The sequence below is a fragment of the Aeromicrobium wangtongii genome (assembly GCF_024584515.1).
GTDB classification, from domain to species: Bacteria; Actinomycetota; Actinomycetes; order Propionibacteriales; family Nocardioidaceae; genus Aeromicrobium; species Aeromicrobium wangtongii.
Map to the genome: position 1 here is coordinate 208,188 of NZ_CP102173.1, position 23,234 is coordinate 231,421.

The following is a 23,234-nucleotide window of genomic DNA, read 5'->3' on the forward strand; positions in this document are numbered from 1 at the left end:
ACCATCACAGTAGTGGTGTCACGGTTCATCGCGGCGGTCGCCGACGCCGCTAGGTTGGTGGCCGTCACCGCACCGAAGGAGCCACTCGTGAACGAGCCCGAGCTGACCGAGCCGATGTCGTTGACCTGGCCGGACGGATCGCTGAACCGGGCGTCCGTGGGCTGGGCCAGGCGGCCGATGATCGACACCTCCGGCATCGACGGGCGGCGCTCGTGGGGCCGCAACAAGCGGTGGGAGTACTGGAACGTCATGACCCCCACCCACATCGTGGCGCTGACGGTGTCGTCGCTGGACTACGCCGCGGTGCACGAGGTCTGGGTGTTCGACCGCGACAGCGGACAGGCGGTGCACCGCACGGCCACCGGCGTCCTGGGTGGTTCTGCCGAGCTGCCGCCGGTGCTGGGGGACGGCTCGGCCCGGTCCCGGGCCAAGCACCTGACGATCGACGTCGACGAGGTGCCCGGCGGCACCCGCCTGCGGGCGCGGATCCCCGGCGCCTCCGTGGACGTCCTGGCCGCGCGGCCTCCCGGCCACGAGTGCCTGGCCGTCGTCGTGCCGTGGAGCGACAAGCGCTTCCAGTACACCGTCAAGGACGTGTGCCGGCCCGCCTCGGGCACCATCACGATCGGTGACCGGACGGTCGACGTGCCGGCGGGGGAGTCGTGGGCGGTGCTCGACCACGGACGAGGGCGATGGCCCTATGACATCGCCTGGAACTGGGGCGCGGGCTCCGGGATCGTCGACGGGCAGGTCATCGGCGTCCAGGTCGGTGGGCAGTGGACCGACGGCACCGGGTCGACCGAGAACGCGATGCTGGTCGGCGGCCGGCTGCACAAGATCAGCCACGAGCTCACCTGGGAGTACGACCTGGCCGAGAGCACCCATCCGTGGCGCATCCACGGCGGAGGGCTGGACGCGGTGTTCACCCCGTTCCACGTCAAGCGCTCGTCGACCCGCCTCGGCGTGCTGTCCTCACGCACGGACCAGTGCTTCGGTCACTGGTCCGGCTCGTTCAGCACCCCCGAGGTGAAGGTGCGGCTCGACGGGATCACCGGCTGGGTCGAGGACGTCCACAACCGCTGGTGAGCAGCGGTCTCAGCGAGGCTGCTGGGACTTCCAGGCGCGGAAACCCTCCTCGGTCCGCCCGTGGCGCCAGTACCCCGAGACCGACACCTGGTGGCGGGGGAGACGACGCTCGCGCAGCAGGTAGGGCCGGATGCCGTGCATGACCTGCGAGGCCTCGCCGTGCACGAAGGCCTGGACGCGTCCCGGCAGCCACTCCACGGCGCGGACTGCCTCCTCCAGGGCAGCGTCCCCGCCGCCGGCTGACCGGTGGACCCAGGTGACCTCGGCGCCCGGCGGCAGGGGCAGGACGGGCTCGTGGGCTGCGTCGTCGACCAGCGCGACGACCCGTACCGGGACGGCGTCCGGCAGCTCGGCCAGGACCGTGAGGGCAGCCGTGATCGCCGGGATGGCCGACTCGTCGCCGACGAGCAGGTGCCAGTCCGCGGACGGATCGGGACGGTAGGCGCCGCCCGGCCCGGTCACCAGCAGCTGCTCACCGGGCTGTGCCGCAGCGGCCCACCGGCCGGCGACCCCTTCGTCGCCGTGGATCACGAAGTCGATCGCCACCGTGCCGGCCTCGACATCGGGGAACAACGCCGTGTACGTCCGCACCGCCGGCATGTCCTCGGCCGGCAGCTGGCCACGCAGGGCCCGCAGGTCCAGCGGCTCGGGCAGCTCGACGCCCGGCTTCGGGAAGACCAGCTTGACGTAGCGGTCGGTGTGGTCGCTGCCGACGAACGCCGACAGGTCGTCGGAGTGGAACCACAATCGCCGCAGGCGCGGCGTGATCCACTCCGTGCGGGTCGCGGTGAGGCTGGTGGCGGCCATGGGATCTCCTCGGTGCCGATGATGGCGGCGGTCAGGCGGATGCGGTCTCGGCGCGGGAAGTGTGCCATGTCGCGAACCGGCAAGGGGCGGCGACAGCGCAGCAGGCGGCCGTTGACGCACAGGGCGGGCTGGGAGGCCGGTCCGAGAGCTCCACCGTACTGCCGCAGCGCAGCGTCCCGGTCGCGCGCCCTGCCGACGCCTGGTGGTGCGCGGTCGTGACGAATCTGACACGTTCCCCGTGCAGTGCCGGAGCCCGCGCGCGATGAGCGATAGCCTTCACGAGCAAACTTCGCTTCCCATCAGCTGGAGTCCGATGCGCATCGCCGTCGTCAACAACTTCTATCCCCCTCGTCCAGGGGGGTCCTCGCACCTGTCCGATCACCTGGCCCGCCGCTACGCCGCCGCGGGTCATGAGGTGCTCGTCATCACCGCGACCTACCAGGACGCGTTGCGGGAAGAAGTCTCCGAGGGCCTGCGCATCGTTCGTGTCCCGGCATGGACGCTCCCGAAGTCGCGGTTCGCCGCCAACTTCGACATCGGGTTCACCCTGTCCCCGGGCGTGCGCCGACAGGTTTTCGGCCTCCTGGATGACTTCCAGCCCGACGTGATCCACCAGCACGGACAGTTCTTCGACCTCACCTGGCTCTCCGGATGGTGGGCGCGCCGTCGCGGCGTGCCGACCCTGCTCAGCATCCACACCCGGCTGGAAAGCCCCCTGAGCCGGTTCAACTCATTGATCTACGCATTGGCCGATCGGATGTTGGTCTGGCCGATGATGAAGCTGCACAAGCCGCGTCTGGTCATCATGGACCGGTTGATGGACGCCTACGTTCGCGCCCGCTACCGGGGGGCGCACAGTGACACCGTCGCGATCCCGGTCGGGATTGATCCAACGACGATGGAGGGCGGTCAGCGATCGGTCGTCCGCGAAGAGCTGGGACTGGGAGACCGTCCCACGATCGTCTCGGTGGGGCACGTCATTCCTCAACGCAGCCGGATCGCTCTTGCTCGGGCCCTCCCGGAGATCCTGCGCGCGGTCCCCGATCTCGCGGTCGTCGTCGTGGGCGGCCTCTACCACGAGGAGTTCCTGGAGATCGCCGAGGAGCTGGGGGTGCGCTCGAGCATCATCACCGTGGGTGCCCAGCCGCAGCGGTCGATCCCCGACTACCTCGCGGCTGCGGACGTCGAGGTCCACGAGCTCGAGGGCGAGGGCTTCGGCACGGCGAGCCTCGAGGCACTGGCCGTCGGCACCCCGGTCGTCGCGCGGGTCGAGACCGAGAACTTCATCGGCCTGCACCTGGTCGATGGCGTCCACATCTTCCAGACGCCGCCCGTCAGCCGGTCCGATCCCAAGGCTGATCCAGCTGCCCTGGCCGCCACGCTCATCGCGGTGTTGAGCGATCCCGCTGCCGCCCGCGCGAAGGTGTCGGACAACGCGCGCGGGCTCATCGCAGGGCACTTCACGATCGACGCCGTCGCTGCCCGCCACCTCGAGGTGCTCGGCGAGATGGCTGGGATCGAGGCCCCCGTCAGCTGACCGACTCGGCCGCCTGGGCGATGTGCTTCGCGATCTCCAGCGCGCTCGTGGCGGCCGGTGACGGCGCGTTCAGCACGTGTACCTGGTGGGGCGCCTTCTGGATGATGAAGTCATCGGCCAGGCTTCCGTCGCGCCGGACGGCCTGGGCCCGGACACCCGAGCCTGAGCGCACGATGTCGTCCTTGGTGATCTCCGGGACGAGCTCGGCCAGGCTCGCAGCGAACCGGCGTCGGGAGAACGAGCGCAGCACCTCCTGCGTGCCCGTGCGGAGGTTGTGGGCGGCAAGCCTCGCGAAGCCGGGATAGAGCACCGACTCCCTCGTGTCGCGCCACGATCGGTCGCGCCACGAGTAGCCCTCGCGGGCGAGCGCGAGCACCGCATTCGGCCCGGCGTGCACGGTGCCGTCGATCATGCGGGTCAGGTGGACGCCCAGGAACGGGAGGTCGGGGTCAGGCACGGGGTAGATCAGTCCGTTGACCAGCGAGGAACGCTCGGCCGTGAGCTCGTAGTACTCGCCGCGGAACGGAATGATCCGTACCTCGGGATCGAGCCCGGCCAGAGCTGCGACGCGGTCGCTGTGCAGGCCGGCACAGTTGACCAGCAGATCGGCCTCGACACGTCCCTTCGTGTGCTCGACCGTGATGCCCTCGGCGCGTTGGGAGATGGCGGTGACCTCGGCGCCGAGCACGAGCTCTGCGCCGCCGAGCTCGGCCAGCTCGGCCAGCTTCACGCTGACGGCGGTGTAGTCGATGATGCCCGTGGACTCGACGCGCATCGCCTGAACGGCTCGGACGTGCGGCTCGTACTCCCTGGCCTCGGAGGCGGACACCATCCGGGCCGGGGTTCCGTTGGCCTCGGCGAACGACATCAGCCTCTGGAGGCGAGGGATCTGGTCCGCGGACGTCGCAACGATGAGCTTGCCGCAGATGTCGTGGGCGATGCCGTGCTCCTGCGCGAACCGGGTCATGGACCGGTTGCCGGCCAGGCACATCGTGGCCTTCAGCGAACCAGGCTTGTAGTAGGGACCCGCGTGGATGACGCCCGAGTTGTGACCGGTCTGGTGCGAGGCCCACTGCTCGGTCTTTTCGAGCACGGTGACCTGGTGGCCACGAAGCGTCAGCTCATGGGCGGCGGCGAGACCGACGATGCCTCCGCCGACGACGACGACCCTGCGGGAAACTGTCATGGGCGTACCTGTCCTTCGACGCGTGAACGATGCAACCGGTTCGAGTTTTCGTGGCGCTGCGCACGGATCGGCGAAGGCTTCGACGGGAGGGAAGCACGCTAGACTGTGCTCCGGCGCCTGAGGGCGCTACCGAACAAAACTGTCGATCGAACGAGGCTTGAACGTGTCCGACACCGTAGCACTTGGCCAGCCCACCGTAGGCGCCGAGGAGCTGAAGGCGATCGAGGCCGTCTTCGCCTCCGGCTGGCTCTCGGGAGCCGGACCCACGTGCAATGCGTTCGAGGAGCGGTTCGCGGCTGTTGCCGGTACCCAGCACGCTCTGGCGACCAGCAACTGCGGGGCGGCGCTGCACCTTGGTCTGACGGTCCTGGGAGCCGGCGCCGGCGACGAGGTCATCGTCGGCGACTACACCTTCCCGGCCACGGGTCACTCCGTCATGTGGACGGGCGCGACTCCGGTGTTCGCCGACATCCGCCCTGACATCTGGAGCATCGACCCGGCCGCTGTCGAGGCGCTCATCACGCCCCGCACCGTCGGCATCCTGGCCGTCGATGTCTTCGGTCAGCCTGCCGACTACACGGAGCTGCGTCAGATCGCCGACCGCCACGGCCTGTGGCTCATGGAGGACGCGGCCTGCTCGGCCGGTGCCTCCTACCAGGGCCGGCCCGCAGGCAGCCTCGCCGATGTGGCGACGTTCAGCTTCCACGGGCGCAAGGGCATCACGGCCGGCGAGGGCGGCGCGCTGACGACCGACGATCCGGCGCTGGCCCAGCGGGCCCGCAAGCTGCACACCTACGGCATCCTCCCGGCGATCACTCGCGAGGGCAGCACAGACCTGCCGTTGCCGAGCTTCGACGAGGCGGGGTTCAACTACCGCCTGTCCGATGTCGCCGCGGCGATCATGCAGGTCCAGCTCGACCGGCTTCCCCAGCTCCTCGCGAACCGTCGCGCCACCGCAGCGCACTACGGGGCTCGCCTGGCCGAGATGGAGCGCGTGACGGCCCCCGTCGCGCTGGACGACCGCGAGCACCCTTGGCAGTCCTACGTCGTGACGCTCGACGAGGGCGTCGACCGCGGTGCCGTCGCGACCTATCTCAAGGCGCACGGCATCCAGTGCAACTTCGGGACGTACGCATCGCACATGCAGCCGGTCTACGGCGGGCGGCAGAAGCTGCAGGTGTCCGCCGATCTGTTCATGCGCCACCTCGCGATCCCGATGCACGCCAACCTGACCACCTCCGAGGCCGACCGCGTGATCGACACGCTCGCGGACGCTCTCGCAGCTCTCTGACCATCCTTCAGGGCGTCCACAAGGGCGGCCTCCACGCACGCACACGCAAGGAGCACGATCACCTGTGACAGCCAAGAAGGTCTTCATCACCGGCGGAGCCGGTTTCATCGGCCACCATGTCGTCACCCAGCTCTTGGACAAGGGCTACGAGATCGTCATCTTCGACAACATGGTGCGCGGTGATCGCGACCGGGCCAACGCCCTGACGTCGACCGGCCGCGTCACGGTCATCGACCAGGACGTGCGGTACGGAGCTGCCGTGCACGCCGCGATGGCCGGCTGCGAGTACGTCGTCCACCTGGCCGCCGACTCGATCAACAAGAGCCAGGCCGACCCCTATGGCTCGGTGTCGGTCAACATGGACGGTGCGCACAACGTGTTCGCCGCCGCAGCCGATCACGGCGTCAAGCGCGTCGTGTTCGCCTCGAGCGCCTCGGTGTACGGCGATCCGGAGAAGCTGCCGATGCACGAGGACGACAAGCTCAACCCGCTGACGCCGTACTGCATCGGCAAGCGCACGGGTGAGGACCTGCTGGGCTACTACCAGCGCAAGACCGGCCTGTCGTGGATCGCGCTGCGCTTCTTCAACGTCTACGGCGAGGGCCAGAAGGTCACGGCCTACTACACGTCGGTCATCAACCACTTCGTGAACCGGCTCAAGAACGGCGAGGCGCCTGTCATCGACGGCGAGGGCAAGCAGTCGATGGACTTCATCCACGTCGTCGACATCGCCCGGGCCGTCGTCATGGCGCTGGAGTCCGAGCAGGCGAACGTCCCGATCAACGTCGGCACGGGCATCGACACGTCGATCGCCGAGCTCGCCGAGATCCTGATCGACGCCGTCGGCGTCGACGTGAAGCCGCAGTTCAACCCGCGCGACGTGCTGGTCTCGCGGCGCGCTGCCGACGTCACGCGCGCTCGCGAGATCCTCGGCTTCGAGCCGACGATCGAGGTCGGCGCGGGCATGAAGCGTCTGATCGAGAACTCCTGATTTCGTGGGCCTGAACGCATCCGGGCTGCCGGAGAACCCGTATCACCAGCTCGCCTGGATCGTTGGTGACCCGCAGATCGGTGCGGGCACCTGGATCGGCGCCTTCGCGCTGGTCGACGGCTCAGGCGGGCTCACGATCGGTGCCGGGTGCGATGTCTCCGCAGGGGCCCACATCTACACGCACTCCAGTGCGCTGCGCTGCGTGAGCGGACGCCAGCACGACGTCGTCGACCGGCGGCCCGTCACGATCGGCGACCGGGTCTTCATCGGCGCCAACGCCGTGGTCCAGATGGGCGTGACGATCGGCGACGAGGCCATCATCGGCGCAGGTGCCGTGGTCACCAAGGATGTCCCGGCGCGCACCGTCGTGGCAGGCAACCCCGCCAGGCCGATCGGCGACGTCGACCTCGACGACCCGACGCATCCCACGATAGGACGCCGGACTTGATGCTCACCCGCACGCGGTTCGACCAGATGGTCGAGCCCGCGCCCGACGGCCTGCCCAACCGCAGGGTCGTGCTCGTCCCTTTGTTGCTGCTGTTCCTGCTGTTCGCGGGGCTCGTCGGGGCCGGTATCTCGGGCACCTCGAGCGGCGAGTTCCAGAAGGCGTTCTCGTCGGGCGACGACTCACGCCTGGTCCTGGGAGCCTCCCGCGACATCCGTAGCGACGAGTGGTTCGTGCAGACCCCCTGGACGATCTCGCAGGTCGAGCAGGGCCTGCCGCGCACCAACGGCACGTTCCCGGGCGGCATGGACTCGACGGTCCAGCACGACATGCCCAGCAAGGACTGGTCGACGGCGTTCAGGCCTCACCTGTGGGGCTTCTTCGCGCTGCCCCTCGACCAGGCCATGGCCTTCAAGTGGTGGCTGCCGGGGTTCTCCATGATCGCGGCCGGCTTCCTGTTCATGGTCACGCTGCTGCCCAGACGCCCCATCGGCTCGATGGCCATGGCGGTCGGGTTCTTCTTCGCCCCCTTCTTCCAGTGGTGGTCGCTGTCGATCACCTATTGGCCGGTCGCCTGGGCGCTGGTCACGATGGCCGCGGTGGTGTGGCTGCTCAAGCGACCACGATCCAAGCCGGCGTGGGTGCTGTCAGCCTTGAGCGGCTATCTGGTGATCACGACCGGCACGGGAGTGTATGTCCCGTTCATCGTGCCGGCCGGTCTCGCAGTGGTCTTCTTCGCGGTGGGAGCGGTGCTGCAGGGCGGACGCTCCGAGGGCAGCACGGTCAGGCAGCGGCTGCTGCGACTGTGGCCGCTGGTCGCCGCTGGTGGGGTCGCGGTCATCGTGATGGGCGTGTGGGCCGCGACCAGGTGGAAGACCATCGAGCTGTTCACCGGCACGGTCTACCCGGGCGCGCGCCTGGAGCCGCCGGGCGGAGCGCAGTCCTGGTACGCGGTGCGCTCGGTCTTCGGCGCAGTGGCCGCCAAGGACTGGCTCAACGACGACGCTGTCGCCCTGCTCGGGGTGAACCGGTCGGAGGCGTCCTCGTTCTTCCTGCCGGGCCTGTTCATCATCCCGGTGCTCCTGTGGCTGTTGGTCCACCGGTGGCGGAGCAGGCGGCAGGTCGACTGGGTCGTGCTCGGCTCCTTGATGGCCCTGACGTTGTTCCTGGCCTACCTGTTCCTGCCCGGGTGGGACCCACTCGCGCACCTGCTGTTCCTGGATCGAAGCACCCCGACGCGGATGCGGCTCGGCCTGGGCCTGGTCAGCCTGCTGCTCGTGGTGGTCGCAGCATGGCGCGTCGACCAGCTGCGTCGCGCCGATGCGACCACACGGGTGCCGTGGCTCATCGTGATCGGTTCGGCGGCACTGGCGGCAGCGGCGAACATCTCGCTGCTCGTCTATCTCGGCAAGGACGGGGGAAGTCCCTACTCGCCCTCCACGGTCGTGGTGCTCGTCGCCGCGGCCTATGTGCTGGTCGTGGCATTCCTGGCCCGAGGATGGTTCACGGCGGGCGCGCTGGTGTTCCTGGCGCTCTCGATGGTGTCCGCGGCGTGGGTCAACCCCGTCTACCGGGGGGTCTACGACCTCAACGACACGAAGATCGTCAAGACGGCCAAGGCGCTGGATCCCGACCGCGAAGGAACGTGGGTCGGCGTGGGCATGCACTCGGGTGCCGCCCTGGTGGAGTCCGGCCTGACGGGCTACTCCGGATTCCAGAGCGCGCCGCCGCCCCTGATGTGGAGCCAGATCGATCCGGAGGGACGCTATGAGCAGCTGTGGAACCGGCTGGCTCTCGTGCTCTGGTACGGGGGAGAGGGCGAGCCTGTCCCGACCAACCCGGGCCTGGACCAGATCCACGTCAACTTCGACTCGTGCAGTGACTTCGCCCAGAAGCACGTGACCAACGTCCTCAGCGAGGCCCCACTGGATCAGCGGTGCCTGCGTCTGGTCGAGACGGTGAAGCAGGGCAAGCTTCAGTTCTGGATCTACGACGTGACGAAGCGCGACCCGGCCTGAGCCGTACAGCGGTGCGCCGCTCGTCCCTGGGTGGACGAGCGGCGCATGCGGGTTGGTGGTGCGGGCGGGAGTCCGCTCAGCTCTGGTTCTTGATCGCATCGACGATGCGATGCGCCGGCAGGATGGAGCGGCGCTCGGCGTCGGCGTCGATCCGTCCCTCGATGAGTCCGACGAAGTGCTCCAGCTGCGCCACGAGCGGCTCCGTCCCCGTCACCAGCTCGGGGATCTCGATGACGGTCTGGGAACGGTAACCGCGGCCCTCCGCATCGGCCGGCTGATCGGAGACGTGCCGGTAGACCGTCACATCGCGTCGGAGCAGGTCGACCTCCACGAGCTTGTCGGCATCGTGGATCGACATCTCGCGGATCTTCCGTTGGCCGATACGGCTCGCCGACACACGGGCGATCTTCCCACCGGGGTACTCCAGAAGCGCCTCGACGACGTCTTCGGCATCGTCGAGGGACGACGGATGGTAGTGGCCGAGTCGGCCGGTGATCGCGGACGGATCGCCGCCGAGGAACACCGAGGCGAGGTCGACATCGTGGACCAGCAGATCCCAGCTCACGCCGGTCTTGATGCGCGGAGCGTACGGAGAATGACGGGTGCTCGTGATGTACAGCGGGTCGTCGACGAGTGCCTTGGCGGTCAGGACGGCGGAGTTGAACCGCTCGAGCAGGCCACACATGACCGGCACGTCCTTGTCCGCTGAGACAGCGAGGATCTCCATGGTCTTGGCGAGGCTGTCGGCGAGGGGCTTCTCGACCAGCACGGGCACGCCCGCCTCGAGGATCGTCAGGGCGAGCCGGTGATGCGCCTCCGTGGCCGCCGCGATGACGACGCCGTCGATGCCGGAAAGATCGCCGAGCTCGGGAAGCCAGGTCGAGTCATGCTTGTAGGCGAGGGCCTTGCCCGCCTCGGGGCTGGGGTCGACGACGGCGGCGAGGCGCGTCAGCGGGGACTGCGAGATGACGCGGGCATGGAGCGAACCCATGCTGCCGGCGCCGATGAGAAGGATGCTGAGACGAGTCATGGGGTGCCTTCCGGGCGGTCGAGTCAGCTGCGCGCGGCGGCGTCGGCCACGGTCGCAATGATGTGGTCCAGCTGATCAGTCGTCAGGTGGGGGTGGACCGGGAGTGAGACGACTTCGCGGACAATCCGCTCGGCGACCGGGTAGGAGCCCACCCGCACGTCCTCGCGACCCCGGTAGCAGTCGTAGTCGAACACGAGCTTCGGGTAGTAGATGCCCGCACCCACACCGCCTGCGTGCAGCCTTTCGACGAAGGCTTCACGGTCGATGCCGGCAGTGCTGTCGACGCGGATCGTGTACTGGTGCCACACGTGCTGACGCCCGGGCGCTGCGACCGGGGGCGTGATGCCCTCGATCCCCATCAGCCCAGCGGTGAGGTGGGCGGCGTTGGCCTGACGGCTCGCGATGACGGAGGGGTAGCGCTCGAGCTGGGGGAGCACGAGCGCTGCCTGCAGGTCGGTCAGCCGGTAGTTGTGTCCGGCAACTTCGTACTGGTAGCGGGCGCGCATGCCCTGGTTGCGCAGGACGCGCAGACGGTCAGCGATGTCGTCGTCGTCCGTCGTGATCATGCCGCCCTCACCCGTCGTGAGGTTCTTGGTCGCGTAGAACGAGAAGGTGCCGATGCCGAAGCTGCCGGCTCCACGGCCGTCGACGGTGGCGCCATGGCTCTGCGCGGCGTCCTCGATGAGACCGAGTCCGTGCTCCTCGGCCAACGCTGCGATGGGGGCGGTGTCGGCGGCCTGCCCGTACAGGTGCACGGGGAGCAGCGCTCGGGTTCGCTCGGTCAGCCCTTCGCTGAGGGTCTTGGCGGTCACGTTGAAGTCGGACTCGTCGATGTCGGCGAACGTTGCGGTGGCGCCGGCCTCGAGAATCGCGTTGAGGGTTGCCACGAAGGTGAACGGAGTGGTCAGCACCTCGTCGCCCGGCTCGAGATCCAGGACCTGCAGTGCAGCGACCAGCGCCGTGGTGCCGTTGTTGACAGCGACAGCGTGCTTGGTGCCGACGAGGGAGGCGAATTCTTCCTCGAAGCGAGCGACCATGGGACCCTGAGCCACGTTGCCGGAGCGCAGCACCTGAAGGACGAGCTCCTCTTCTGCAGTGCCGAACTCAACAACGGTGATGGGTATCATGTGTCTCGCTTAGTCTTGTGTTGGTGAAGGGCTCAGCTCAGAACGCGGAGCGCTGAGAACTCTAGCAATGATGCCTCCGCGGGTCCGACGTGCTCTGCGTGGCGCGACGAATCAGACCTACGACGAGATGAGGTATTGGGGTGGCCCCGGTGCGACCGAGCCTGTCGACGCTAGTTGTCCTCGTCCGCTATCTCCTGGTGCTGGGGGTCGTCGCATTCGCCGTCCTCTACCTGGCGTCGCAGTGGGACGAGGTCTCTGACGCCATCTCGACCATCTCGTGGCTCTCCGTCGTCGTGTCGTTCCTCGCGTTGATGCTGGGCATGGCGGCCGGCACGATGAGCTGGATCTCGCTGCTGAACGGGCTGGGCCCTCGCGTCACGGTGCCGCGCGCCGCGCAGGTCATGCTGGTCGGTCAGCTCGGCAAGTACGTGCCGGGATCGGTCTGGTCCTATCTGTTGCAGATGGAGCTCGGTCGCCAGTACGGCATCTCGCGCCCTCGAGTGCTGATCTCGAGCCTGTACGTCGCCGGCATCGGCGTGGTCTCGTCACTCCTGCTGGGCGGTCTTGCGCTTCCCACCGTCCTGCGTGGTCATCGTGAGCTGCTGTGGCTGTTCCCGCTGCTGCCGATAGGGCTGGTCTGCCTGCATCCGCGGGTCATGACTGCCATCGCCGATCTGGTGCTCAAGATCTTCCGCCGCCCCCCGCTCGACCACATCGTGTCTGCGGGCGCCGTGGTGCGTGCCCTCTCGTGGTCGATCGCGTCCTACATCTTCTACGGTGTCCACCTGTGGTTGCTGGTCAACTCCTTGGTCGACCCGAGCATCCGTTCCCTGGTGCTCCTGACCGGTGCGATGTCGCTCGGTTTCTCGGCGGGTCTGTTCGCGTTCATCCTGCCGTCGGGGGTCGGCGTGCGCGAGGCCGTCCTCATCGGCGCGATGACCGTCCTGGTGACCGTCCCGCAGGCCACCGCACTGAGCGTGGTCTCACGAGTGATGTTCACCGTCGCGGATCTGGTCGCTGCGGGCGGCGCCATCCTGCTCGTGCTGATCGTGCGACGCACGAAGAGCGAACCTGCCGTGACCGAAGATCCGGTCCTCTCCGAATCTGGTCCCTCGCAGTGAACTCGATCCATCCTCAGGCCATCATCGGGCCGGACGTCACGATGGGTTCGGGCAACACCATCGGTCCGTTCGCGGTGCTCATGGGGCGCGTCACGCTCGGTGACGACAACTGGATCGGCTCCGGCGTCACGATCGGTGCGCCTCCCGAGGTGCGTGGGTGGGAGCACCCGGACAGCTGGGACGAGGTGCCTGGGGGCGGCGTCGACATCGGGCACCGGAACGTCATTCGTGAGTACGCACAGATTCATCAGGGATGGAAGGCTGTCACGACCATCGGCGACGATGGATTCCTCATGAACCAGATCTACGTGGCCCATGACTGTGTGCTGGGCGATGGTGTCACCATGGCGTCCGGTGTCCGCCTGGCTGGGCATGTGACGGTCCAGGATCGCGCCAATCTGGGCATGGGCGCCTGTGTTCACCAGCGTCGCGTCATCGGCGTCGGCGTCATGGTCGGCATGGGGGCCGTCGTCACGCGCGACGTGCCACCGTTGGCCCTGGTGCGTGGCAACCCGGCTCGGATCGGCCGGTCGAATCGATACCAGTCCGAACGGATGGGCCTCACTGCGCAGGTGTGTGACCAGGTCGATGCGCTCTATCGCGACGACGCGACCGGTGAGAGCGCCGGCGAGGTCCTCGGCGCACTCGACGGCCTGTCCGAGCCCTTCGGCGCGTGGCAGGCCTGCCGGAGCCTCTGAACGGGGTTCAGTCGAGCCGGCCTGCGACGCGCTGGCGGCGGCGGACCCCTGGAAACACAAAGCTCCCGAACCCGCCGATGCGGGTGCGGGAGCCTTTCCATGCCCTGCGACATGACTCTGGCGGAGGATAGGGGATTCGAACCCCTGAGAGCTTTCACTCAACCCGCTTTCCAAGCGAGCGCACTAGGCCACTATGCGAATCCTCCGTCGAGAACCCTACCGGTCGTCCCCCCGGTAGGGCCAACCGGGATGGGTACGTATGATGGGGACCAGCCCCTCGCGTGGCGACACATCACCCAACTCCCCCAGGGCCGGAAGGCAGCAAGGGTCAGTGACCTCTGTCGGGTACGCGAGGGGTCCTTTGCGTCCGGAGACAGCAAGGGGCGGTGCCTGGGCCACGCATCCGTCTCCGGATACGTGGCCCAGGCACCGCCCTCGGGTCTGAGAGGTGGCTCAGCCACCGCCCACCGTCACGGCAGGGGCTCGACGACCCCGTGATCGTCCAGCGACGTCGACAGCGCCGACAGGTGGTGCCGTCCGTCGCCCAGCAGGTGGTCGATCGCGGTGAGCCGGCTCGTGTAGTGCCCGACGCTGTACTCCGCGGTCATGCCGATGCCGCCGTGCAGCTGGATGGCCTCCTGGCCGATGTGCCGGCCGGCCTTGCTGACCTGCAGCTTGGCGCGCGAGGCCGCCTCGATGACGTCCTCGGCGGCGGCGCCGTCGAGCAGCACCAGCGTGGCCCACGTGACGGTGCTGCGAGCCAGCTCGAGCGACACGTACATGTCGGCCGCCCGGAACGTCAGCGCCTGGAAGGTCATCAGCGGGACGCCGAACTGCTTGCGCGTCTTGAGGTAGGCCGTCGTGGTCTCCAGGGCCGTGGCCATGGCGCCGAGCGCCTCGTGGCCGTAGGCGATCTGCGCGGCAGCGATGACCGAGGCGATGGCCGCGGACTGGTCGGCGCCGGGCTCGCCCAGCGGCGTCGCCGGGGTGGAGGCGAACGCGATGTGCGCCGCGCGGCCGCCGTCGAACGTGGCGTACGACGTCCGGGTCAGGCCGTCGGCGTCGGGCTTGACGAGGAAGAGGCCCGTCCCGCCCTCGACGGCGGCGCTGACGATCAGCAGGTCGGCGCGTGCGCCGCCCAGGACCGGCTCCTTGACGCCCGTGAGCGTCCAGCCGTCGCCGGACGCCGCAGCCGTCACGGTCGGCTTCTCGCTGTAGCGGGCAGCCGGTTCGGTGTGCGCGAACGCGGGCACGAGCGTGCCCTCGGCGAGCGCCCCGATGATCTCGGCGCGCTGCTCGGCGGTGCCGGCCGCGGCGACGAGCCCGCCGGCGAGGACGACTGCCTCGACGTACGGCTCGGGGGCGATGACCCGCCCGATCTCCTCGGCGACGATCGAGACCTCGACCGGACCGGCGCCGAAGCCGCCGTCCTCCTCGGCGAAGGGCAGCCCGAGGGCGCCCATCTCGGCCAGGCGCTGCCAGGTCTTCTCGTCCCAGCCGGGATCGGTCTTGGTGACCTGTCGGCGGGTCTCGGACGAGTCGTAGGCCTTGCCCAGGAGACCGCGGACGGCGTCCCGGAGCGCGATCTGCTCGGAATCGAGTGTGAAGTCCATGTCAGCCCCTCAGTCCCAGGATCGTCCCGGCGATGATCTGTCGTTGCACCTCGTTGGAGCCGCCGTAGATCGACGCCTTCCGGTAGTTGAGGTAGTTGGGTGTCGCGGTGCGGGCGAGCTCGGGGACGTCGGAGCCCTCACCGGCGCCGGTGGCCAGGGCGTTCGGCCCGGCGATGTCGACCCACAGCTCCGTGACGGCCTGCTGCAGGACGGTGCCCTGCAGCTTCAGGACCGACGAGGCGGGGTGGGGCTTGCCGTCGGCGGAGTTGGCCACGACGCGCAGCGCGGTCAGCTCGAGGGCGAGCAGGTCGTTCTCCAGCTCGGCGATCTGCGCTGCGAGCAGCGGATCGTCCAGCAGCGACGTGCCGCCGGCACCGGCGGTCTTGGCGTACTCCTTGGCCTGGGCCAGGGTGCGCTTGGTCGAGCCGACCGGTGCGACGCCGACGCGCTCGTTGCCGAGCAGGAACTTGGCGTAGTCCCAGCCCTTGTTCTCCTCGCCGACCAGGTTCTCGACCGGGACGCGCACGTTGTCGAAGAAGACCTCGTTGACCTCGTGGCCTCCGTCGATCAGCTCGATCGGGCGGACCGTCAGGCCCGGGGAGGTCATGTCGATCAGCAGGAAGGAGATGCCGGCCTGCTTCTTGACCGTGGGATCGGTGCGGACCAGCGTGAAGATCCAGTCGCCGTACTGGCCCAGGGTCGTCCACGTCTTCTGGCCGTTGACGACGTACTCGTCGCCCTCGCGGACCGCGGTGGTGCGCAGCGATGCGAGGTCGGAGCCTGCATCGGGCTCGGAGAAGCCCTGGGACCACCAGATGTCCAGGTTCGCGGTCTTGGGCAGGAAGCGCTCCTTCAGCTCCTGGGAGCCGAACGCGGCGATGACCGGGCCGACCATCGAGGCGTTGAAGGCCAGCGGCGGCATGACGCCGGCCAGCTGCATCTCCTCGTGCCAGATGTGACGTTGCAGGGGCGTCCAGTCCTTGCCGCCCCACTCGACGGGCCAGTTCGGCACGGCGATGCCGGCGGCGTTCATCGCCTGCATGGACCGGACGATCTGGTCCTTGCTCAGCTCGCGCCGGGCCGTGACCGTGTCACGGATGTCCTGGGGGATCTGGGTCGTGAAGAACGTGCGCATCTCCTCGCGGAACGCGGCGTCCTCCTCTGACAGCTGCAACTTCATGGGCGGCTCCTCAGCTCGGATGCGCCTGCGGCGCATCGCGAGTCTAGCCCTCGTACGTCAAGATGCACCGTCAGTGCATGTTCTTTTTTCGATCCGCGCGAGCTCGGGTGCGGGCGCGCAGCGGGCCGACGAGCCGCGGACCGGCGAGGCGCTGCTCGAGCCGCCGGGCCTCGCGGCGCAGCGGCTGGGCGACGTACTCGCCCAGGATCACCCCGGCGGCCAGCGAGATCGCGACGGCGGCCGCGGTGATCATCGCCACGATGCCGGTGAAGTCGTCATCGGCGAGCAGCGACAGCGCGCGGTAGATCGAGACGCCCGGCAGCAGCGGCACGATCGCGGCGGTCACGATGACCAGGGGAGGGACGCGGGCCCATCCCGAGACGCTGTAGCTGACCACGCCGATGAAGATCGCCGCGACGGCGGCCGGCCAGGCCCGCCCGCCCCCGTGGTCGACCAGGACCAGGTAGATGGCGGCGGCGGCACCGGCGATCGCGGCGATCGGCAGGAGGACGCGGCGCGGGGCGTAGCCGGCGAAGGCGAAGGCGGCGGCGCCGACAGCGGCGCCGGTGATCATCAGTGGGAGCCGGGACAGGCCTCCCGCCCCCGGCTCGACCATGAGCTGCACCCCCAGCGCGCTGCCCAGCGTGAGGCCACCGCTGACGCCGACGATGACGCCCGCCGTCGACATCATGACCTCCAGGATGCGGGCTCCGGCCGTGACGTAGAAGCCGGTCAGCGCGTCCTGGATCGCACCGATGAAGCCGAGGCCGGCCAGCAGCATCACGATGCTCGCCGTGACGACCAGCGACGGGTCGACGTCGAGATCGGTCGCGCCGACCCCGACCGCCAGCAGGGACGCGAACAGGCCGCCGGCGACCTGGGCGTAGAAGAACGGCAGCCGCAGACGGGACAGGTAGCGCTGCAGCACCTCCAGCCCCATCGCGGCGAAGGCGGCGATGACCGTCACGATGACGCCGCCGCCGATCAGCAGCGCGATGCCGGCGCCGATGCCTCCCCATCCGGCCGTGACCGCCCAGCGCGGGGTCTGGTGGCCGGTGGAGGAGATGCGCGCGACCCGGGCCCGCGCCTCCTCGAGGTCGATCTCGTTGGCCAGCAGGTCCGCGACGAGGTGGTCGACGCGGGTCAGGTCGTCGAAGTCGGTCTCGCGGTGCGTCACCCGCCGGGTCAGCGACACCGGAGGCTCGTCGGCGGAGGCCTGGTAGCTGAGCGTGAGGGTCGTGAAGGTGACGTCCTCCATCACCTGGCGCAGTCCCAGGTGGTGTGCCACCGAGGCCATCGTCGCGGTGACGTCGGCCGCGCCGGCGCCGTTGGACAGCAGCATCTCGCCGACCCGCAGTGCGAGGTCGAGGATCTGGTGCGTATGGCGCGTGCTCGTCACACCCCCCATCATGGTGGCCGTGGCGAACGGACCCGAACGGGTACCCGGCGCGGCCACGCAATCCCGTGGCCGAGAGCCCGACAACGCAGGAGAAACATGAGCGACTGGACGCCCGACGACCTCGGTCACGGCTACGAGAAGCGCACCATCGCTCTCGGCGAGGACCCCGACGGCGAGGGGACGATCGAGGCGACCCTCGTGCGTCACACGCCGCCCGATCCGGTGCGCGCGGCCGTCCTGTACGTCCACGGGTTCAGCGACTACTTCTTCCAGGACGAGATGGCGCGGTTCTACACCGAGCGCGGCTTCGCCTTCTACGCCCTGGACCTGCGCAAGTGCGGGCGCTCGCGGCGTCCCGGCCAGACGGGACACTACGTGTCCGACCTGGCGATGTACGACCGTGAGCTCGACGAGGCGCTGGCGATCGTCCGGCGCGAGACCGGCGACAAGCCGGTGCTGATGTCGGGTCACTCGACAGGCGGGCTGATCATCCCGCTGTGGCTCGACCGGATGAACCGCCGACCGGGCGGCACCAAGGGGGCGGGAGTCGTCGGCGTCGTGCTCAACAGCCCGTGGTTCGACCTGCAGGGCAAGTCATGGATGCGAACGGTCGGGACGCGGGTGATCGCGGCGGTCGCCAGGTTCCGCCCCAAGGACATGATCAACCTGCCGGCCACCGATGCGTACGGGTCGAGCCTGCACGTCAGCGGCCACGGCGAGTGGGAGTTCAACACCGCCTTCAAGCCGCTCAACGGCTTCCCGGTCTCGTACGGATGGCTCACGGCCATCCGCCGCGGCCACGCCCAGCTGCACCGGGGGCTCGACATCGGCGTGCCCTCGCTGGTCCTGCGCTCCACCCGCAGCCGGCCCGCCCGCAGCTGGTCGCCCGATGTCGACGAGGCGGACGTCGTGCTGGACGTCAAGCAGATCGCGCGCTGGTCCGGCTGCCTCGGCGACGCGGTCACCGTCGTGCCGGTCGACAAGGCCCGGCACGACGTGTTCATCTCCAAGAAGGAGCCGCGCGAGGCCGCCTACGCGGTGGTCGACACCTGGCTGCGGGCCACCGGCCTGATCGGGTCCTGACTCCGCTGCGCGCTGTCATGGTCGGTCGTTAGTCTCTACGGTGTGGATGCCCCCCTCGCCCTGTACCGCCGCTACCGGCCGGAGACGTTCGCCGAGGTGATCGGACAGGAGCACGTGACCGATCCGCTCCGGCACGCGCTGGCTGCCAACAAGGTCAACCATGCCTACCTGTTCTCGGGGCCGCGCGGCTGCGGCAAGACGACCAGCGCCCGCATCCTGGCGCGCGCGCTCAACTGCGAGAAGGCGCCCATCTCCGATCCGTGCGGGGAGTGCCAGAGCTGCCGCGACCTGGCACGCGGCGGGCCCGGCAGCATCGACGTCATCGAGATCGACGCTGCCAGCCACGGCGGCGTCGACGACGCCCGTGACCTGCGGGAGCGCGCATTCTTCGCGCCGGTCAGCAGCCGTTACAAGGTCTACATCATCGACGAGGCGCACATGGTCTCCCCGCAGGGCTTCAACGCGCTGCTCAAGCTCGTCGAGGAGCCGCCGCCGCACCTGAAGTTCATCTTCGCCACGACCGAGCCCGACAAGGTCATCGGCACGATCCGGTCGCGGACCCACCACTACCCGTTCCGGCTGGTGCCGCCCAAGGTGCTCGGCGACTACCTCATGCAGCTGTGCCGCGCCGAGGGCGTCGAGCTCGCGCCGACGGCGTTGCCACTGGTCGTCCGTGCCGGCCAGGGCTCGGTGCGTGACACGCTCAGCGTCCTCGACCAGCTGCTCGGCGGTGCCGGGCCCGAGGGTGTGACGTACGACCTCGCGGTCCAGCTGCTGGGCTACACGCCCGACTCGCTGCTCGACGAGGCCATCGACGCCTTCGCCGCCAGCGACGGCGGCGTCGTCTTCGGCGTCGTCGACAAGGTCATCGAGTCCGGGCAGGACCCGCGCCGGTTCGCCGAGGATCTCCTGCAGCGCCTGCGCGACCTGGTGATCGTCGCGGCCGTCCCCGATGCGCTCGACAAGGGCCTGCTCGACGTCCCCGGCGACCGCGCCGAGCGCCTGGTGGCCCAGTCCAACGGCTTCGGCCCGTCCGAGCTGACGCGGGCCGCCGACATCGTCAACGCGGCGCTCATGGAGTTCCGTGGTGCGACGGCGCCGCGGCTGCTGCTCGAGCTGATGTGCGCGCGCATCCTGGTCCCGGGTGCCGACAACTCCACGCAGGGCTTCCAGGCCCGCCTGGACCGCATCGAGCGGCGCCTGGGCGTGCTTCCGGCAGGTGCAGCACCCGCGTCGGCGGTGGACGCCGCGCCGCCGGCCGTCGCCGCGCCCGCGCCCCAGCCGGTCGCGCCCCAGCCTCCCGCGCCCCAGCCGCCCGCGCCGCAGCCGGTCGCGTCCCAGCCGCCCGCGCCGCAGCCGGTCGCGTCCCAGCCGGTCGATCCGCCGGTCGCCGAGCCCGCTCCCGTCGCGCCCCCGGTCTCCGCGGAGCCCGCGCCCGTCGCCGCGGCAGCGCCCGGCCAGCTGACGATCGCCGACGTCCGGCGGCTGTGGCCCGAGATCCTCGACAAGATCCGCGACATGCGCCGTTTCGCCTGGATCATGCTGAGCCAGAACGCCCAGGTCATGGGGCTGGACGGCAACATCCTCACGATCGCGCTGGTCAACACCGGTGCCCGCGACTCCTTCCTGAGCAGCGGCTCGGACGAGTACGTGCAGCGTGCCCTCAACGAGGTGCTCGGCGTGACGTGGCGCATCGAGGCGATCGTCGATCCCGGCGCTCGTCCCGGTGTTGACGACCACCACGAGGAGCGCCCGCCCACGCGTCCCCCGGTGGCCGAGAGCGGCCCGCCGGTCGCCGTGCCCGACTCCGTGCGTGCCGCCCTGCGCGAGTCGCACACGCCCATGACCCGCGAGGACCCCGACGCGTCCGCCGACCGCAACGATCCGGTCGTCGAGGTCGAGGACCTCGACCCTGAGGCGCTGCTCAGCCGCGAGCTGGGTGCGCAGGTCATTGACGAGACCCGCAACGACTGAGCTGTCGCGGCGGCCACTCGACCTCGCGGCGGACCCGCTCGACGTCCTGCGGCGATTCCGGGGACGTGAGCGGCTGGTCGCCCTGCTGGGGGCCTGGCACCACGGCGAGGCGCTGATCGCCTTCGACCCGGTCGAGGTGCTCGACGGTGACCCGTTCAGCGGGATCGACCTCGACGCGCTCGATGCGACCGGTTTCGGTGGCGGCTGGATCGGCGCCTGGGGATATCAGCTGGGCAGGCTGGTCGAGCAGCTGCCGCCGGCGCCGCACCGCCCGCGCCCGCAGCCCGATGCCCGCATCGCGTTCTACGACTGCGTCCTGCGCCTGACCGACGGCACCTGGTGGCTGGAGTCGCTGACCCGCGACCCGGCGCGCGACGAGCGGATCCTGGCGGCCCTGGCCGAACCGGCGCCGCCCCCGCTGCCGTACGAGCTCGGGACGTTCGAGATGACACCGACGCCGCAGGGGCACCGGGCGGCGGTCGGCGCCGTGCTCGAGCACATCGCCGCGGGCGACATCTTCCAGGCCAATCTGTGCGCCCGCCTGGAGGCGCCCTTCGCGGGCGACCCGCTCGACGTCTTCTGTGCGGGCGTCGCGGCGCTGCACCCGGCCTACGCGGCCTTCGTCGACAGCCCCGACGGGGCACTGGTGAGCCTGTCGCCCGAGCTGTTCCTGCGGCGCACCGGCGACGAGGTGCTCAGCTCGCCGATCAAGGGCACGGCACCGCTGGACACCGACCCGGCGGAGCTGGTGGCATCGGCCAAGGATCGCGCCGAGAACATCATGATCGTCGACCTGATGCGCAACGACCTGGGCCGCGTCAGCGTGCCGGGGTCGGTGCGCGTCGCGGCGCTGAACCGGGCCGAGCGGCATGCGGTGTGGCACCTGGTCTCCGATGTCGTGGGTCACGTGGCGCCGGGCGTGCTCGACTCCGACCTGCTGCGCGCGACCTTCCCGCCCGGCTCGGTCACCGGGGCGCCGAAGGTGCGAGCGATGCAGATCATCAACGAGCTGGAGCCCACGGCCCGGGAGGCGTACACCGGTGCGATCGGCCACGTCAGTCCGGCGGCCGGGCTCGAGCTCAACGTCGCGATCCGGACCTTCGAGATCGCGGGCGGCGCGATGTGGCTCGGGGTGGGTGGCGGCATCGTGGCCGACTCGACCCCCGAGGGCGAGTACGCCGAGTGCCTGGTCAAGGCGCGGCCGCTGATCGAGGCCGTCGGCGGGGCGCTCGAGCTGGTGGCGGACGTCGTGCCGCCGGACCGGTCGTTGCACCTCGCCGCGCCGCCGGCCCCGGCGGCCGACGTGTCGCGGGGGGTGTTCGACACACTGCTGGTGGTCGACGGCCGGGCCGTGGACCCGGACGCCCACCTGGCCCGCCTCGACGCGAGCGTGCGCGCGGTGCTCGGATCGACGATCCGGGCGGGGCTCGACGAGGCCGTCGCCCGGCGGGCGGCAGCGCTCACCGGGCGGCACCGGCTGCGCGTCGACGCGGCGCCCCACGGGGACGAGGTCGTGGTGAGCATCGCGACCGCGCCGCTCGAGGAGACGACGGGATCGTGGTCCTTGACCCCGCGGTCGATCGGCGACGGCTGGGGGCAGCACAAGTGGGTCGACCGCAGCCGGCTCCACGACGAGCGGGGGCCGCGGCACGACCTGCTGCTGGTGGCCGACGACGGCTCCGTGCTCGAGACCGCTCGGGCGAATCTGTTCCTGGTGCACGACGACGGGGTCCACACCCCACCGACGGACGGACGGATCCTGCCAGGAACGGCCCGCTCCCGCGTCGTGGAGATCCTGCGCGCGGCATCGGTGCCGGTGTTCCAGCGACGCCTGACCAGCCATGACGTCGCCGCCTCGACCGAGGTGTTCGTGACCAATGCGCTGCGTGGCGTCGTGCCGGTCGAGTCGGTCGACGGCGTGGGCACGTGGGCGCCCGGACGAACCACCGCGTGGCTGCGCGATGAGCTCGAGCGGCTGTGGCGCGGTGACCCCTCGAGCCCTCCGTCCGCTCCGGTGGCCGACCCGTCGTCGCAGCGGGCCAAGGTGCTGTTCGTCGACAACTACGACTCGTTCGTCTACAACCTCGTGCAGTACGTCGGCGAGCTGGGCGCCACGGCCCAGGTGGTCCGCAACGACGAGGTCTCGGTCGAGGAGCTGGTCGCGGCCCGCCGACGCGGGGACTTCACGCACCTGATCGTGTCGCCGGGCCCGGGACGTCCCGACGATGCCGGCATCAGCGTCGAGGCGATCCGTCGACTCGGGCCGACCACCCCGACGCTGGGCGTCTGCCTGGGCCACCAGGCGATCGCCGAGGCCTACGGCGCCCGCGTGGTGCGGGCGCCCGAGATCGTCCACGGAAAGCCGTCCCTGGTCCACCACGACGGTGCCGGCGTGCTCGCCGGCCTGCCGAGCCCTCTGGTCTGTGCGCGCTACCACTCCCTGGTGGTCGACCCGGCGACCCTGCCGGCCGAGCTGGAGGTGACCGCCCGCACGGCGTCCGGCGTCGTCATGGGCATCCGCCACCGCACCCACCCGGTCGAGGGGGTCCAGATGCATCCCGAGTCGATCCTGACCTCCCGCGGCCACGACCTCCTCCAGACCTTCCTCGCCACTCGGCGGGGTGAACCCTAGACATAGCGAGTGGTTG

The 23,234-nt window shown here is 69.8% G+C and carries 18 protein-coding genes, 1 tRNA gene and 1 other RNA gene; 12 read left to right on the forward strand and 8 right to left on the reverse strand.

What is annotated here, in order from left to right:
* Nucleotides 1–87: 87 nt before the first annotated feature.
* Nucleotides 88–1,086, forward strand: coding sequence for a DUF2804 domain-containing protein (locus NQV15_RS01050; protein ID WP_257125077.1), 999 nt, complete (start codon nucleotides 88–90; stop codon nucleotides 1,084–1,086).
* Between the two features lie 9 nt (nucleotides 1,087–1,095).
* Here the strand turns inward: NQV15_RS01050 and NQV15_RS01055 are convergent, their stop codons facing one another.
* Complete coding sequence (locus NQV15_RS01055; RefSeq protein WP_232403033.1) at nucleotides 1,096–1,893, reverse strand: siderophore-interacting protein; 798 nt, start codon at nucleotides 1,891–1,893, stop codon at nucleotides 1,096–1,098.
* A 313-nt stretch (nucleotides 1,894–2,206) separates the two neighbouring features.
* Here NQV15_RS01055 and NQV15_RS01060 point away from each other — a divergent pair, with 313 nt between their 5' ends.
* Nucleotides 2,207–3,430, forward strand: coding sequence for a glycosyltransferase family 4 protein (locus NQV15_RS01060; protein ID WP_232403034.1), 1,224 nt, complete (start codon nucleotides 2,207–2,209; stop codon nucleotides 3,428–3,430).
* On the opposite strand, the gene lhgO is transcribed toward NQV15_RS01060, so the two are convergent.
* Complete coding sequence (lhgO, locus tag NQV15_RS01065; RefSeq protein ID WP_232403035.1) at nucleotides 3,423–4,616, reverse strand: L-2-hydroxyglutarate oxidase; 1,194 nt, start codon at nucleotides 4,614–4,616, stop codon at nucleotides 3,423–3,425. The genes NQV15_RS01060 and lhgO overlap by 8 nt on opposite strands.
* A gap of 163 nt (nucleotides 4,617–4,779) precedes the next feature.
* Here lhgO and NQV15_RS01070 point away from each other — a divergent pair, with 163 nt between their 5' ends.
* From NQV15_RS01070 to NQV15_RS01085, 4 genes are all read left to right on the forward strand, one after another.
* A complete protein-coding gene (locus NQV15_RS01070) occupies nucleotides 4,780–5,907 on the forward strand; it encodes a DegT/DnrJ/EryC1/StrS family aminotransferase (RefSeq protein ID WP_232403037.1) in 1,128 nt (375 codons plus the stop codon).
* A gap of 64 nt (nucleotides 5,908–5,971) precedes the next feature.
* Entirely contained in the window at nucleotides 5,972–6,898 is a 927-nt protein-coding gene (locus NQV15_RS01075; protein ID WP_232403038.1) for an NAD-dependent epimerase/dehydratase family protein, read from the forward strand.
* 4 nt (nucleotides 6,899–6,902) lie between these two features.
* Entirely contained in the window at nucleotides 6,903–7,346 is a 444-nt protein-coding gene (locus NQV15_RS18095) for an acyltransferase (protein WP_306459356.1), read from the forward strand.
* Entirely contained in the window at nucleotides 7,346–9,361 is a 2,016-nt protein-coding gene (locus tag NQV15_RS01085; RefSeq protein ID WP_257125078.1) for a DUF7657 domain-containing protein, read from the forward strand. The genes NQV15_RS18095 and NQV15_RS01085 overlap by 1 nt, the downstream gene beginning before the upstream one ends.
* Nucleotides 9,362–9,437: 76 nt before the next feature.
* Here the strand turns inward: NQV15_RS01085 and NQV15_RS01090 are convergent, their stop codons facing one another.
* Together NQV15_RS01090 and NQV15_RS01095 are read right to left on the reverse strand one after the other, a co-directional pair.
* On the reverse strand, nucleotides 9,438–10,391 hold the full coding sequence (locus tag NQV15_RS01090; RefSeq protein ID WP_232403042.1) for a Gfo/Idh/MocA family protein: 954 nt from the start codon (nucleotides 10,389–10,391) through the stop codon (nucleotides 9,438–9,440).
* Between the two features lie 23 nt (nucleotides 10,392–10,414).
* Nucleotides 10,415–11,518, reverse strand: a complete 1,104-nt coding sequence (locus tag NQV15_RS01095; protein WP_232403044.1) for a DegT/DnrJ/EryC1/StrS family aminotransferase — start codon at nucleotides 11,516–11,518, stop codon at nucleotides 10,415–10,417.
* A gap of 149 nt (nucleotides 11,519–11,667) precedes the next feature.
* On the opposite strand from NQV15_RS01095, the gene NQV15_RS01100 reads away from it, so the two are divergent.
* Together NQV15_RS01100 and NQV15_RS01105 are read left to right on the forward strand one after the other, a co-directional pair.
* On the forward strand, nucleotides 11,668–12,639 hold the full coding sequence (locus tag NQV15_RS01100; RefSeq protein WP_232403046.1) for a lysylphosphatidylglycerol synthase domain-containing protein: 972 nt from the start codon (nucleotides 11,668–11,670) through the stop codon (nucleotides 12,637–12,639).
* A complete protein-coding gene (locus tag NQV15_RS01105) occupies nucleotides 12,636–13,337 on the forward strand; it encodes an LbetaH domain-containing protein (protein ID WP_232403047.1) in 702 nt (233 codons plus the stop codon). The genes NQV15_RS01100 and NQV15_RS01105 overlap by 4 nt, the downstream gene beginning before the upstream one ends.
* A 118-nt stretch (nucleotides 13,338–13,455) precedes the next feature.
* Here NQV15_RS01105 and NQV15_RS01110 read toward each other — a convergent pair.
* A tRNA-Ser gene (locus tag NQV15_RS01110) sits at nucleotides 13,456–13,543 on the reverse strand.
* Between the two features lie 62 nt (nucleotides 13,544–13,605).
* On the opposite strand from NQV15_RS01110, the gene ffs reads away from it, so the two are divergent.
* An RNA gene (gene ffs / locus NQV15_RS01115) (signal recognition particle sRNA small type) lies at nucleotides 13,606–13,702 on the forward strand.
* Nucleotides 13,703–13,807: 105 nt separating this feature from the next.
* Here ffs and NQV15_RS01120 read toward each other — a convergent pair.
* The 3 genes from NQV15_RS01120 to NQV15_RS01130 all read right to left on the reverse strand — a co-directional run bounded on the left by NQV15_RS01120 (nucleotide 13,808) and on the right by NQV15_RS01130 (nucleotide 17,538).
* A complete protein-coding gene (locus tag NQV15_RS01120; RefSeq protein WP_232403052.1) occupies nucleotides 13,808–14,950 on the reverse strand; it encodes an acyl-CoA dehydrogenase family protein in 1,143 nt (380 codons plus the stop codon).
* Between the two features lies 1 nt (nucleotide 14,951).
* Entirely contained in the window at nucleotides 14,952–16,130 is a 1,179-nt protein-coding gene (locus tag NQV15_RS01125) for an acyl-CoA dehydrogenase family protein (RefSeq protein WP_232403058.1), read from the reverse strand.
* 70 nt (nucleotides 16,131–16,200) lie between these two features.
* A complete protein-coding gene (locus NQV15_RS01130; protein ID WP_404801322.1) occupies nucleotides 16,201–17,538 on the reverse strand; it encodes a threonine/serine exporter family protein in 1,338 nt (445 codons plus the stop codon).
* A gap of 87 nt (nucleotides 17,539–17,625) precedes the next feature.
* Between NQV15_RS01130 and NQV15_RS01135 the strand changes: the two genes are divergently transcribed.
* Genes NQV15_RS01135 through NQV15_RS01145 form a run of 3 tightly spaced genes read left to right on the forward strand, consistent with a single transcriptional unit; the run spans nucleotide 17,626 to nucleotide 23,218 of the window.
* Nucleotides 17,626–18,612, forward strand: a complete 987-nt coding sequence (locus NQV15_RS01135) for an alpha/beta hydrolase (protein WP_232403062.1) — start codon at nucleotides 17,626–17,628, stop codon at nucleotides 18,610–18,612.
* Between the two features lie 42 nt (nucleotides 18,613–18,654).
* A complete protein-coding gene (locus NQV15_RS01140) occupies nucleotides 18,655–20,586 on the forward strand; it encodes a DNA polymerase III subunit gamma and tau (RefSeq protein ID WP_232403064.1) in 1,932 nt (643 codons plus the stop codon).
* Complete coding sequence (locus NQV15_RS01145) at nucleotides 20,564–23,218, forward strand: aminodeoxychorismate synthase component I (protein ID WP_232403066.1); 2,655 nt, start codon at nucleotides 20,564–20,566, stop codon at nucleotides 23,216–23,218. Before NQV15_RS01140 ends, NQV15_RS01145 begins: the two co-directional genes overlap by 23 nt.
* Nucleotides 23,219–23,234 lie beyond the last annotated feature (16 nt).

Excerpts from the sequence above, each read along its gene's own strand:
- NQV15_RS01130 (WP_404801322.1), bottom strand. The coding sequence starts at position 17,538 with ATGGGGGGTGTGACGAGCACGCGCCATACGCACCAGATCCTCGACCTC.
- NQV15_RS01095 (WP_232403044.1), bottom strand. The coding sequence starts at position 11,518 with ATGATACCCATCACCGTTGTTGAGTTCGGCACTGCAGAAGAGGAGCTC.
- NQV15_RS01125 (WP_232403058.1), bottom strand. The coding sequence starts at position 16,130 with ATGAAGTTGCAGCTGTCAGAGGAGGACGCCGCGTTCCGCGAGGAGATG.
- NQV15_RS01120 (WP_232403052.1), bottom strand. The coding sequence starts at position 14,950 with ATGGACTTCACACTCGATTCCGAGCAGATCGCGCTCCGGGACGCCGTC.
- NQV15_RS01090 (WP_232403042.1), bottom strand. The coding sequence starts at position 10,391 with ATGACTCGTCTCAGCATCCTTCTCATCGGCGCCGGCAGCATGGGTTCG.
- NQV15_RS01135 (WP_232403062.1), top strand. The coding sequence starts at position 17,626 with ATGAGCGACTGGACGCCCGACGACCTCGGTCACGGCTACGAGAAGCGC.
- lhgO (WP_232403035.1), bottom strand. The coding sequence starts at position 4,616 with ATGACAGTTTCCCGCAGGGTCGTCGTCGTCGGCGGAGGCATCGTCGGT.
- NQV15_RS01055 (WP_232403033.1), bottom strand. The coding sequence starts at position 1,893 with ATGGCCGCCACCAGCCTCACCGCGACCCGCACGGAGTGGATCACGCCG.
- NQV15_RS01060 (WP_232403034.1), top strand. The coding sequence starts at position 2,207 with ATGCGCATCGCCGTCGTCAACAACTTCTATCCCCCTCGTCCAGGGGGG.
- NQV15_RS01085 (WP_257125078.1), top strand. The coding sequence starts at position 7,346 with ATGCTCACCCGCACGCGGTTCGACCAGATGGTCGAGCCCGCGCCCGAC.